This window comes from Acidocella sp. MX-AZ03 (genome assembly GCF_027626035.1).
Classification (GTDB): Bacteria; Pseudomonadota; Alphaproteobacteria; order Acetobacterales; family Acetobacteraceae; genus Acidocella; species Acidocella facilis.
Genome location: NZ_CP110774.1, coordinates 851,192 through 863,149, shown reverse-complemented (window position 1 = coordinate 863,149; position 11,958 = coordinate 851,192). Strand labels below are relative to the sequence as shown.

The 11,958-nt window shown below is 64.8% G+C and carries 12 protein-coding genes and 2 pseudogenes; 1 reads left to right on the top strand and 13 read right to left on the bottom strand.

Annotated features, from left to right (window positions below):
* Window position 1: 1 nt before the first annotated feature.
* The 4 genes from GT370_RS04815 to GT370_RS04800 are packed head-to-tail and all read right to left on the bottom strand — an operon-like array spanning window position 2 to window position 5,455.
* Complete coding sequence (locus GT370_RS04815; RefSeq protein ID WP_442865530.1) at window positions 2–1,387, bottom strand: tetratricopeptide repeat protein; 1,386 nt, start codon at window positions 1,385–1,387, stop codon at window positions 2–4.
* A 5-nt stretch (window positions 1,388–1,392) separates the two neighbouring features.
* Window positions 1,393–1,776 (bottom strand): hypothetical protein, encoded by a 384-nt coding sequence (locus GT370_RS04810; RefSeq protein ID WP_270183961.1) that lies wholly within the window; start codon window positions 1,774–1,776, stop codon window positions 1,393–1,395.
* A gap of 9 nt (window positions 1,777–1,785) precedes the next feature.
* Window positions 1,786–3,204 (bottom strand): HlyD family type I secretion periplasmic adaptor subunit, encoded by a 1,419-nt coding sequence (locus GT370_RS04805; protein ID WP_083878469.1) that lies wholly within the window; start codon window positions 3,202–3,204, stop codon window positions 1,786–1,788.
* Window positions 3,176–5,455, bottom strand: coding sequence for a peptidase domain-containing ABC transporter (locus GT370_RS04800; protein ID WP_244876866.1), 2,280 nt, complete (start codon window positions 5,453–5,455; stop codon window positions 3,176–3,178). Before GT370_RS04800 ends, GT370_RS04805 begins: the two co-directional genes overlap by 29 nt.
* Before the next feature lie 253 nt (window positions 5,456–5,708).
* Between GT370_RS04800 and GT370_RS04795 the strand changes: the two genes are divergently transcribed.
* Complete coding sequence (locus GT370_RS04795; protein ID WP_008492914.1) at window positions 5,709–6,200, top strand: GNAT family N-acetyltransferase; 492 nt, start codon at window positions 5,709–5,711, stop codon at window positions 6,198–6,200.
* 10 nt (window positions 6,201–6,210) lie between these two features.
* Here GT370_RS04795 and GT370_RS04790 read toward each other — a convergent pair.
* The 9 genes and pseudogenes from GT370_RS04790 to GT370_RS04750 form a co-directional block, all read right to left on the bottom strand.
* A pseudogene (locus GT370_RS04790) lies at window positions 6,211–7,214 on the bottom strand (glutamine synthetase family protein).
* Window positions 7,193–7,567: a hypothetical protein gene (locus GT370_RS04785; protein ID WP_270183960.1), complete on the bottom strand. Its 375-nt coding sequence runs from the start codon at window positions 7,565–7,567 to the stop codon at window positions 7,193–7,195. Before GT370_RS04785 ends, GT370_RS04790 begins: the two are co-directional and overlap by 22 nt.
* 125 nt (window positions 7,568–7,692) lie before the next feature.
* Window positions 7,693–8,172 (bottom strand): helix-turn-helix domain-containing protein, encoded by a 480-nt coding sequence (locus GT370_RS04780; protein WP_039884732.1) that lies wholly within the window; start codon window positions 8,170–8,172, stop codon window positions 7,693–7,695.
* A 211-nt stretch (window positions 8,173–8,383) separates the two neighbouring features.
* A complete protein-coding gene (gene lnt / locus GT370_RS04775; RefSeq protein WP_270183959.1) occupies window positions 8,384–9,277 on the bottom strand; it encodes an apolipoprotein N-acyltransferase in 894 nt (297 codons plus the stop codon).
* Between the two features lie 79 nt (window positions 9,278–9,356).
* On the bottom strand, window positions 9,357–9,929 hold the full coding sequence (locus GT370_RS04770) for a hypothetical protein (protein WP_270183958.1): 573 nt from the start codon (window positions 9,927–9,929) through the stop codon (window positions 9,357–9,359).
* Entirely contained in the window at window positions 9,895–10,554 is a 660-nt protein-coding gene (mtnC, locus tag GT370_RS04765) for an acireductone synthase (protein ID WP_008492919.1), read from the bottom strand. The genes GT370_RS04770 and mtnC overlap by 35 nt, the downstream gene beginning before the upstream one ends.
* Window positions 10,551–11,089 (bottom strand): annotated as a pseudogene (locus tag GT370_RS04760) (1,2-dihydroxy-3-keto-5-methylthiopentene dioxygenase). Before GT370_RS04760 ends, mtnC begins: the two are co-directional and overlap by 4 nt.
* Window positions 11,086–11,682 (bottom strand): methylthioribulose 1-phosphate dehydratase, encoded by a 597-nt coding sequence (locus GT370_RS04755; RefSeq protein ID WP_008492922.1) that lies wholly within the window; start codon window positions 11,680–11,682, stop codon window positions 11,086–11,088. Before GT370_RS04755 ends, GT370_RS04760 begins: the two are co-directional and overlap by 4 nt.
* Window position 11,683: 1 nt before the next feature.
* Window positions 11,684–11,932, bottom strand: coding sequence for a twin-arginine translocase TatA/TatE family subunit (locus GT370_RS04750; protein WP_008492923.1), 249 nt, complete (start codon window positions 11,930–11,932; stop codon window positions 11,684–11,686).
* Window positions 11,933–11,958 lie beyond the last annotated feature (26 nt).

The window sequence follows — 11,958 nt, the reverse complement described above, 5'->3', positions numbered from 1 at the left end:
CTCATTCCGCCGCTGCCGCCGGTGGCAGGCCAGCGAGCGCGGCCTTGGCCTCGTCCAGCCCCGCCTCGGCGGCGAAGCTGAAGCATTGCCGTGCGGCTTCGAGATCGGGCGCGGTGGCGATGCCATCGCGCAGATACAGGCCGAGCATCAAGGCCGCGCGGGGATGCTGGCGCTGCGCCGCCTGGCGGTACCAGGCGAGGGATTTGGCGCGATCGGTCTCGATCTGATGGCCGCCGCCATAGAGCGCGCCGAGCGAGAACATCGCCTCCGCGCTCTCCTGTTCGCTGGCGCGCTCAAACAGCACCCGCGCCGCCTCATCGTCGCGCGGGCCGCCGAGGCCTTGCAGATGCAGCATGGCGAGATCCAGCAAGGCCGGCAGCAGATTGAAATCGGCGGCCTTCTGCAGCCAGAACCGCGCCTCCTCCAGATTCTGCTCCACCCCGCGCCCTTCGGCGAGGATGCGGCCATAGCGATACTGGGCATTGACGACATTGTCCGCCGCCTTGCGGAACCAATGCGCCGCCGCCGCGTCATCGCGCGCCACGCCGACCCCTTCGGCCAGGCAGACCGCGAAATTATAGGCGCCGATCGGATCGCCGGATTCGGCTGCCTTGGCGAACCAGTCCTGCACCGGCGGAATCTCCGCGACGCGCGGATTGACCTGACGCTTGACCACCATGCTGGCCAGATCCGTCTGGGCGCGCTGATCGCCCTGCTCGGCGGCCAGACGCAGCCATTTCGCCGCCTCGTCCGGGTTGCGCGGCACGGCGCCGATGCCGGTGAGGTTGAGCAGCCCGAGCGTGCGCGCCGCCCCGCGATGCCCGCCCTCGGCGGCCACCCGGAACCAGTTGGCGGCCTCGGCATAATTCGGCGGAAACCCGTCATCGCCCTTGGCGTAGATCTCGCCGACGCGCATCGCCGCCTCGGCATCGCCGGCCAGGGCGGCGCGGCGCAGCCAGGTTTCGCCCTCCACCTTGTTCTGCGCGATCACCTGGCCCTGATACAGCATGATGCCATAGCGGTGCTGGGCATCGCGGATGCCCTTCTCCGCCGCCAGCTTGTAATGCCTGGCGGCCTGTTCGAGATCCGCATGCACGCCGATGGCGCGCTCATGGATCAGCCCGAGATAGAAATGCCCGGTGGCCAGATCCGCCTCGGCCGCCTTGCGGATATGCGCGACGGCGGCAAAGGTTTTCTCGTCGTCATCGGCTTCCAGCAGCAGGATGGTGCCCAGCCCGAGATGGCCGTGCGGCAGGCCAGCGGCGGCGGCGCGGCCATACCAATGCTTGGCCTGCTCGATATTCTGCACCTCAGCCGGGCCGCGCGAATAGAGATAGCCTAGCTGGGTCTGCGCATTGGCTTCCCCGGCCTCGGCGGCAAGGGTCAGCCATTTCAGAGCCGCCTGAAGGTCCGGCGCGGTCTGCTCGGGCGTGTCGGCGCCTTGGTCCTGGGGGCGAACAGGGCCTGGCTGTCATCATCGCGGTAGAGCCCATGGGCGTAGAGATTGCCCAGCTCCGCCTGCGCCTTGGCATCCCCCGCCTGGGCGGCCAGCAGCAGCCAGCGCGCCGCCTCCTTGGCGCTGCGAAAGCCGGTGGCGGCACCATTCAGGTAATAAAAGCCAAGCTCCCGCGCCGCGTCCGCCAGCCCGGCCTCGGCGGCGGTGGCGAAGAGCGGGAAGGCCCGCTCATGCGCGCCCTGGGCCGCCAGCTCGCGGGCGCGGGCCAGGGCCTTTTGCGGATTGCGCGCCGCCAGCTTGTCGGCAAGGGAGAATTTCACCGCCATGGCTCAGGGCTCGTGCAAGCTCTGATAGGCGACAGGCGCCATCTGCGAGAGGAAATAAGAGAGGATGGAATGCTTGCCGACGACGATATCCGCCTCCAGCGGCATCCCCGGCACCAGCCGGAAGCCGGGCGGCACATTATGCAGGTTCATCACATCCAAGGAGATCTGCGCCTTGTAATACAGCGTATGCGGCGCGGTGGGCAGCGGCGCGCCCATGGTCACGGCATTTTCCTGGTTCTGCGGGTTGATGCTCTCCGGGCTGACCGACTGCACGGTGCCCACGGCGCTGCCATAGCGGGTGGAATCCAGCGTGTTGAACTTGATGGTCACCTTGTCGCCCACCCGCACGAAGCCGGATTCATCGGCGGGAATATCGGCCTCGACGATGAAGGGGGCGTTGATCGGCGCCAGCTGCATCAGCTGCTGGCCGGCCTGCAGCACGGAGCCGACGGAAACCGGGGCCACGCTCTGCACGATCGCATCCTGCGGCGCCTGCAGCACCAGCAGCGCATGGTTGAGCTTCGCCTTCGCCAGCTCCTGCTGGGACTGGGCGAGATTATTCAGCGCGGTGGCGAGATCGGTCGAGATTTTCGCCCGGAACTCCTGCGCGAAGCTGTCGCGCTGGGCCTGCACCGCGGCGAGCTGGCGCTCATCCGCCTGCGCCTGGGACTGGGCCTGTGAGAGCTGCGCCTGGACATTCACCCGTTCATCGGTCGCGGCCTCTGAATCGAGCTGGCTGCCGACCTGCATCTGCTGCAGCTTCTTGCGCATCGCCTCGACATTGGTGGCGATCTTCAGGCGCTGGGCATAATAATCCGCCTGCTGCTGGTAGCCGGTGATCTGGGTTTTCAGCTGGTTGATCTGCTGGTCGTAATTCTCCAGCGTATAATGATACTGGCCCATCTGCTGGTTATAGGTCTGCAGCATCAGCGCCGAGGACGGGTTGTTGGGATCCGGCACATAGGGCTTGTCCTCTTCCTGCGCCTTCAGCTGCGCCACCTGGGCGGCGTAGTTCTGCTCCTGCTGGGTGAGGGAATCATAGTCCGCTGTCGCGTAGGTCGGGTCCAGCGAGGCCAGAACCTGGCCCTTATAGACGAGGTCGCCCGGGCGGACATTGATGTCGCGCACGATCGAGGCGGCGCTGAAGGCCTGCACGCTGATATCCGGCGTGGTGGCGTTCAGGATGCCGGTGGCGGTCACCAGCCGGTCCACCTTGAACACGGCGGCGATCAGCAGCACGATCGCCACCAGAGCGGTGATCGTATAGCCGGTCGAGCGCGCCAGCGGCGGCAGCGGTGTGGCGATGACGGCGGCGGTCGGGGACTGGAATTCCAGCGCCGCCATCGGCAGCGTGTCTTCCGCGCCGGTGGTCGCCAGCGCGCGCCGGGGGGATTTAGACAATAGCTGGCTGAGACGATTCATCGTCGAACCCTTCAGGCGCAAGGTGGCGGTTCTGCTGGAACCAGAGATGGCGATAGATGGCGCAACGCTGGACCAGCTCCTTATGCGGCCCGATATCCATGGTCTTGCCCTGATCGAGCACCATGATCAGGTCGCAATCCAGCAGCGAGGAGAGGCGGTGGGAGACGATGACCATCGTCCGCCCGGCGGCGATGCGCTGGATATTGGCATTCACCAGCGCCTCGCTTTCCGGGTCGAGCGCCGAGGTGGCTTCGTCCAGGATCAGCACGCGCGGGTCGGAGATCAGCGCGCGGGCGATGGCCAGGCGCTGCTTCTGCCCGCCGGAGAGGTTGGGCGAGCCTTCCTGGATGAAGGTGTCATAGCCATTGGGCAGACGCTCGATGAACTCCTCGGCCCCGGCCAGGCGCGCGGCGCGCACCGCATCCTCGAAGGACAGGCCCGGCCGCCCGGCGATGATATTATCCCGCACCGTGCCGCGAAACAGGAAGTTATCCTGCAGCACCATGCCGAAATTCTTGCGGATATGGCGCAGATTGATCTCGCGCATATCGGTGCCGTCGATGCGGATGGAACCGACATAGTCGCGGTTGATGCCCTGCAGCAGCCGGGTGATGGTGGATTTGCCCGAGCCCGAGCGCCCGACCAGCCCCAGCATGGTGCCGGCGGGGATCTTGAAATTCATCTTGTCCAGCGCCGGGGTCTTGGCCCCTTCATAGCGGAAGGTCACGTCCCGGAACTCGATCGCGCCCTCGAAGCGCGGCCGCAGCCCCGTGGTCAGCGCCTGGCGCTCATTTGGCCGGTTCAGCACATGGCCGACCTGATCGATCGAGGCGCGGGCCTGATGCACCTCGTCCAGCAGGCCGGCGAGGCTGACCAACGGGCCGGCGACGCGGCCGCCCAGCAGCATGAAGCCGAACAGGCTGGCGCTGTCGATCGAGTTCTGGGTGTGCAGCACGATGAAGGCGCCGACCAGAATGACGCCATAGCTGCAATAACGCTGCAGCGGCATGGTCAGCACCGCCGGCCAGTTGGCCATGCGCGCCTGCTCGACATTCAGCTCCGCCACCTCGGCGACGCTGGCATCCCATTGCGTGGCGCGGGTATTCTCCAGCGCCAGCGCCTTGACGGTGCGGATGCCGAACACGGTTTCGATCAGGATCGAGCCCTTGGCCGATTCCGCCGCGATCACCTTGCCGATCAGGATGCCGATCGGGCGCAGGAACACGGCGATGATCGCCGCGATCAGGGCGGCGGCGATCAGGATGGTCCAGGCCAGCGGCGCGCTCATATAGAACAGGATCGGCAGCAGCAGGATCAGCATGAACACGTCGATGAAGGCGTTCATCAGCTTGCCGGTGAGGAAGTCCCGCACCCGGTTGACCTGGCTGATCTTGTAGGAAATCTGCCCGGCCTGCTCGCGTTCGAAAAATTCGATCGGCAGCGCCACCAGCCGGTCGAAGATCATCAGGTTGAGCTTCGCGTCCAGCTTCGCCGCGAGCACCACCTCCATCATCTTGCGGCTCCAGGTCATCATCGCCTCGAACAGCACCGCGACCAGCATCAGGATGATGACGAGATTGAGTGTCTGCGTGCTGTGGAACTGGATGACCACGCCGATGATGCGCATCACCACCAGGATCGGCACCAGGCTGAGCACGGTCAGCGTCACCGAGGTGATGGCGATATCGCGCAGGATCTTCGCATCGCCCCAGACGATCCGCGCGATCATGCCGAGATTGAAAGGCTGTTCCTCGAGCGCGCCATGGCGGCTGGAGCGGATCAGCAAGGTGGCGCCGCTCCAGACCTGCTTCAGCCGCAGCTCATCCACCAGCACCGGGGCGGCGGAGGTCGGCTGGCGCGGGTCACGCAGCACCAGCACGCCGCGTCCCCGGTCGCGCCCCACCAGCAAGGCGGCGCCGCCATCATCCAGCAGCAGGATGATGGGGGAGGGTGACTCCATATTCATGATCTGGCGGAAATTCATCTGCACGCCACGCGCCCACAGCCCGGCCTCCTTCAGCCAGACCACCAGCTCCGGCGGCGGCGGTGCGGCCTCGCTGCCGCGCAGGCGCAGCCCGTCCAGATCCATTTCGACGCCATGGAAGCGGGCGACGTTCAGCACCGCCGCCATCCGCGCCTCGCCAGCCTGGTTCAGCTGCAGCTTGGCATCGCTGAGGGCCGCCATGTCGGGATTGGCGGGACCTCTCGGCTCGTCGGCGCCCAATCCCGGGTTGCGCGGCGTGTCATTCATATGGTCTCAACCCTCACTCATGCGGCAGCATCCGGCGGCGCTAGGCACCGTGACGCACCCGCTTTATGCCCGGAAAACGGCGCGGAGCACAACGGTAAGACAGCGGGCCAGCGAAAGATAACCAATTCATAAAATACACAAAAATATAAAATTTTGTAAACTTCATGAAATGATTGTTGGTTTTCGGTCAGCTCGGGATTTGCCATCGCCGGGCGGGTTGCATTACCCAGAAGCGCAAATGACAGGCAGGCCCATGAAAATCAGACCCGCGACCACCGACGATTTGGCGCAGATGCAGGCGATCTACGCCTATCATGTGCTGCACGGCACTGGCTCTTTCGAGGATGTGCCGCCCTCTCTGGAGGAGTTGAGCCAGCGATTCGAGGCCAATCAGGCAGCCGGCTATGCCTGGCTGGTGGCCGAGGACGGGCCGAAAATCCTGGGCTATGGCTATTACGGCCCGTTCCGTACCCGCCCGGCCTATAAGCATACGGTCGAGGACAGCGTGTATGTGCGCGAGGATGTGCGCGGCCAGGGGGTCGGCAAGGCGCTGGTGCTCGGGCTGGTCGAAGCGGCGCAGGCGGCGGGCTATAAGCAGATGGTCTCGCTGATCGGGGATTCGGAGAACACCGCCTCGATCGGCGTGCATGCCAGCCTGGGCTTCCAGCATGCCGGCACGATGCGCAAGGTCGGCTTCAAGCTGGAGCGCTGGCTGGACGTGGTGATCATGCAGAAGGCGCTCTGAAGCGCCCGGCTTACATCCGCTCGAAAGAGCGGAATTTTTCCCAATCGGTGATTGCGGCGTTGAAGGCGTCCAGCTCCACCTTGGCCATATTGGCGTAGTGGGAGACCACCTCGGCGCCGAAGGCGGCGTGGGCGAAGGCGCTGGAGGCGAAATGCAGCGCCGCGTCGCCCAGGCTGGCTGGCACCCGGGGTAATGCCGCCTGATAGGCGTTGCCGGTGAAGGGCGCCACCGGCGCGTAATCCCCTTCGATCCCGGCGAGCCCCGCGGCGATCATCCCGGCCAGCGCCAAATACGGGTTCACATCCCCGCCCGGCAGCCGGTTTTCCACCCGCAGGCCCGGCCCATGCCCCACCACCCGGAAGGCGCAGGTGCGGTTATCCATGCCCCAGGCCAGGGCCGTCGGCGCGAAGCTGCTGGCGACATAGCGCTTATAGGAGTTGATGTTGGGGCGTAGAATAAGGTCGTCTCCTCGGCATGGCGCAGCAGCCCGGCGATGAATTGCCGGAACAGCCGCGACGGGCCGTGCTGCTCGGCATCCAGAAACACAGCCTCGCCCGCCGCGTTGCGCAGCGAGAGATGGGCATGGCAGCTATTGCCCTCGCGCTCATTATATTTGGCCATGAAGGTCAGGGCCTGCCCTTCCTGCGCCGCGATCTCCTTGGCCGCTTCCTTGTAGATCACGTGCTTGTCGCAGCATTCCAGCGCCGGGCCGTAGCGGAAATTGATCTCGTGCTGGCCGAGATTGCACTCGCCCTTCGAGGTCTCGACCTGGATACCCGCCGCCTCCATGGCATTGCGGATGCGCCGCAGCAGCGGCTCCACCCGGGCGGTGCCGAGGATGGAATAGTCGTTATTATACTGGTTGGCCGGGGTGAGGCCGCGATAGCCCTTGTCCCACGCGGCCTCATAGCTGTCCTTGAACAGGATGAATTCCAGTTCGGTGGCGGCATAAGCGAACAGATCATGGCCGCGCAGCCGCTCCAACTGGCGCTTCAGGATGGTGCGCGGCGCCACCGCGGCCGGCTGATGGCCGGGCAGCTCGATATCGCACAGCACGATCGCCGCCCCCTCCTGCCAGGGGGCCAGGCGCAGCGTCGCGAGGTCCGGCCGGAAGACGAAATCCCGAAGCCTTTTTCCCAGTTATTGATCGCATAGCCCTCGATCGGCTGGCATTCGATGTCGGTGGCCAGCAGATAGGCGCAGCCTTCCGCCTCGCCCTGCGCCACCATTTCCAGGAAATGGCGCGGCATCACCCGCTTGCCTTGCAGGCGGCCTTGCATGTCCGGGATGGCCATGATCACCACATCCAACGCGCCGCGTTCGGCCAGCGCCCGCAGCTCTGGCAGGGTCAATTGTGTATCGGCCATGTCCCGCACCTCGTCTTGTTGCTTGGCCTTTGATTATACGCGCTTGTTGGCGGCTTCATAGGCTGGGCGGCGAAGGGCAGGGGCATGAAAAAGGCCCCTTGCGGGGCCTTTTTCAACGCGCTCGATCAATTCTCTTCGAAGCTGGCGTCCGCCGGCGCCAGGGACTTGATCAGATCGAAGATCCGCTTGCGCATCGGGGCGTCGGGGATGCGGTAATAGGCCCGCACCAGCTCCAGCGTTTCGCGCTTGGTGAGCTGATCATCGATGCCGACGCTGAACGGCTCCTGCTGCTCGGCGAAGCCATAGGTGCGGCCGCGCGGGCCGGAAACCGGGCTCTCGGCCATGCCCTCGGGCATATCATCGAAGAAATAGGAGATGGGGACATCCAGGATCCGCGAAATATCGAACAGGCGCGAGGCGCCAACGCGGTTCATGCCGCGCTCATATTTCTGCACCTGCTGGAAAGTCAGCCCCAGCGCATCGCCGAGGCGTTCCTGGGACATGCCCAGCAAAGTCCGGCGGAGACGAATCCGCGACCCGACATGCACGTCGATGGGACTGGGACGGCTTTCACGTTCCGGACGCTCAGCGTTCTCTTCAGCCATAAATGTCTTACTCTCCAGCATCCGACGCGATTACGTCGAATTAAGATTTGACCGTTCCAGTCGACGCGCGCGTGCGCCACGTGAACGGCACATAGAATAACAAAAAGGCCAGGATATACTAGCCTAAGTTAAGTTAACAGGCGTTAACCGCAAAATCAATACAAAACTCATCAAATTGAATTATTAAATAGACACAACATTTATAACCCTATCAATTTTGCAACTTTTTGGTGTATCCTATGGCGAGACCGGCGATGAGCAGGGCCAATGATAGCATCAAGGGGATTTCAAGCCCCCAGCGCGCATAGAGAGTCGCGGGTTGGGCGGCCGGCAGCGGCGCGACGAGCACGCCCTGCGCATCCAGCGGCAATAAGGCGGTCACCCGTCCGAACGGATCGATGACCGCCGAAATCCCGGAATTTGCAGCGCGCACCAGCGGTAATCCCTCTTCCACGGCGCGCAAACGGACATCGGCGAAATGCTGGCGCGGCCCGGCCGAATCGCCGAACCAGGCATCGTCGGTGATGTTGACGATCCAGGAGGGGCGGTGCGCCTCGTCGATAATCTGGCCGCTGAAGATCGCCTCATAGCAGATGATCGGCGCGAAAGCCGGCAGGCCGGGGATGTCGGCGATGGTTTCCGGGCCGCTGCCGGGGGTGAAGCCGCCTTCGAGCAGGCTGGGGATGATCTTCAGCGGAATCCAATGCGGCATATATTCGCCGAACGGCACCAGCTTCCATTTATCATAGACGGCAAGCGGTGGTTGTGGCCCGTCCGTGACGATCAAGGAGTTGCGGTAATCCTTCGGCCCGGCGACTCGCAGGCTGCCGGCGATGATCGGGGTGGTGCCGGTGACGGCGGCAAGCTGGGCGCGGGCATTATCGTCGCTCTGCAGCAGCCAGGGGCTGGCGGCTTCGGGCCAGATCACCGTGGTCGCCCCGGCCTTGATCCCGGCCTGGCTCATCGCCAGCAGGCGCTGCCAGTTGGCGAGCAAAGCCGGGCGGGAGAAATCCGGCGGCTCCGGAAAATCCGGCTGCAGCAGGGCGACTTTCGTGTCGGTCTGGCCCTCGGGGTGGCCAGCCGCACCCAGCCATAGCCGGCCCAAAGGGCCAGCACCGCCACCAGCGCCGCCAGCCCCTTGCGGCCGAAGAGCGGCATCGCGGCCAGGAAGACGGTGAGCAGCGTCAGCCCGTAAACTCCGAACAGGCTTGCCGGCTGCAGGAAGATATTGCCGAGCGTGCCAGGAATCGCCCAATCCGTGCCCCAGAAATTCCAGGGAAAGCCGGTGAAGAGGAATTGCTGGGCGAGGTTGGAGAGCCCCAGACCCCGGTGAAGACCAGCACCCGGCCCAGCCCCGGCCGTACCAGCCGCGCCGCCAGCACTGGCGGGATGGTGTAGAACGCCACCGCAAAGGCCAGCGCCGGGGCGGCGAGCGGCACCAGCCACCAGAAGGTCTGCGCCTCGGTGAGGATGGGCTCGGTGATCCAGTACAGCCCGGCGAGCGCCAGGCCGAAGCCGTAGCACCAGCCGGTCAGCGCCGCGCGTTTTAAGTTCGGCGCCTGGTCCACCAGCCGCAGCAAGGCCGGCACGGAAAACAGCAGAACCGGAAGCAGATGCACCGGCGGCAGCGCCAGGGCGGCGGCGAGCCCCCACAAAAAAGCCCGCGCGAGCGGGGCTTTCTGCAGGCGCTCAGACAGCGCGCGGAAGAGGGCGACCGGCCGCTTATCCGCGGGGGAGGTGGTAAAATTCTGCGACATCTTTGAAATCCACCGCGTTTTTATGTTTGGCGCTGGGCCTGGTCTCATCCTGCGGGCGCACCAGCTGGCAGGTCGCCAGCCCCGCCGCCGCCGCCGCGTCCAACTCGGCTTCGACATCCGAGAGAAACAACGCCTCCTCCGGCGCCCCGCCGATCGCCCGGGCGATGGCCTGATAGCTGCCCGATTCGCGCTTTGGCCCGACGGTCGTATCGAAATAAGACTGAAACAGAGGCGTGAGGTCTCCCTCCGGCGTATGGCGGAACAGCAGCTTCTGGGCGGCCACGGAGCCCGAGGAATAGACGTAAAGCCGCAAGCCGGCGCGCATCCAGCGGCGCAAGGCAGGGGGCACGTCCGCGTAAATCTCCCCGGTCAGCTCGCCCTTGGCGTAGCCCTCGGCCCAGATCTCGCCCTGAATGCTCTTCAGCGCGGTGATCTTCTCATCCCGGTCCATCCAGCCCAGCAGCGTCTCCAGCTTCGGCTCCGCCACCTCGGCCAGCGCCGGGTGTTCCGGATGGGCGGCCAGGAAATCCGCCATCCGCGCCCGCGCATAAGGAAACAGCACCCGATGCACGAAGCTGATCGGCGTCGTGGTGCCCTCGATATCCGTGATGACCGAGAGAATCACGCGACCGGAAACCGCTTGGAAATCTCATCCCCGGTGAATTGCGCCACCCAGCCGGACGGGTCGGTAAACACCCGCAAGGCGGTAAAGCTCGGCGCCGGCCCGGCATCGAACCAATGCTTGATGCCGGTGGGCACGAAGATCAGATCGCCCTTTTCGCAGAGCGCGTCATAGACGCGGCCATTGGCGTGTAGCACGAAATGCCCGGCCCCTCCACGAAGAACCGGATTTCCGGCTCGCTATGGGTATGCTCGGAGAGGAACTTCTCCCGCAGCGCGCCGGCCTGCGGATGATCCGGCGAGAGCTTGATCACATCCGCCGAGCCCGCCCCGGTCTCGCCCATCAGCGTGTCCAGATAAGGCCGGTAAGCCTCCAGAATCTCATCCGAGCTGGCTTCGGCGGAAAGCTGCACCGGGCTCTCCCAGCGCTCGAACCCGACCTCGATGGTCTTCAGCTCGGCGGCGACCGCCACCGGATCGGTGCTGTCGAACACCGGCGTGCCGGGGTTGGTGTCTTCATAAACGGTCAGACGGCTCATTTCAGCTTCCTCCGCTCCAGCTCACAGGCCAGCAGGAATTCCAGCGCCTCCAGGCGCCAATAGGCATGCTCGACATCTTTGCCCCAGGCATAGATGCCATGCCCGGCCAGCACATAGCCGATCGGCGTTTCCGCGATCAGATCGGGCTCGATCAAGGCCGCCAGCCGGCCGATATCCTGGTCGTTCTCATAAACCGGCAGGGTGATTTCCAGCTCATGGGTAGGAAAGCCGAAGGCTTTCAGCAGCTCATAATTGGCGAAGCTGATCGGCCCCTCCTTGGAGAGCACGGTGGCGGCCACGGAATGGCCGTGCAGTACCGCGCCCACGGGCGGGAACAGCCGGTAGAGCTGGCAATGCAGCAGCGTCTCCGCACTCGGCTTCTGGTTGGAGACCAGCGGCTTGCCGGCATAATCCACCGCGATGATGTCCTCATCCGGCTTCAGCCGGCCTTTATGGACACCGCTGCGGGTAATGGCGATGCTCTGCCCGTCCAGGCGCGAGGACAGGTTGCCGGCGGAGCCGGGAACCCAGCCGCGCGCATCCATTCGGCGCCCGATCTCCGCCAGCGCCGACGCCGCCTCAGATGGGACCATGTCAGCCCTGGTGGGTCGTCGTGGTCTTGACCTGCTGCTCCGGCAGCGGGGCGTTCAGCTCGCTCATCCGCGCGTCAGCCGCGGGCGCGGGCTTTTCAGCGGGCTTGTCTTCCTCGGCCATGCTCTGCTTGAAGCTCTTGATGCCCTTGCCGAGGTCACCCATCATCGAACTCACCCGGCCGCGGCCGCCCAGCAGAAGGAGGGCAACGACGAGAACAATCAGCCAATGCCAGATGCTTAAACCACCCATAACCTACACTCCAAAACCGCTATCGG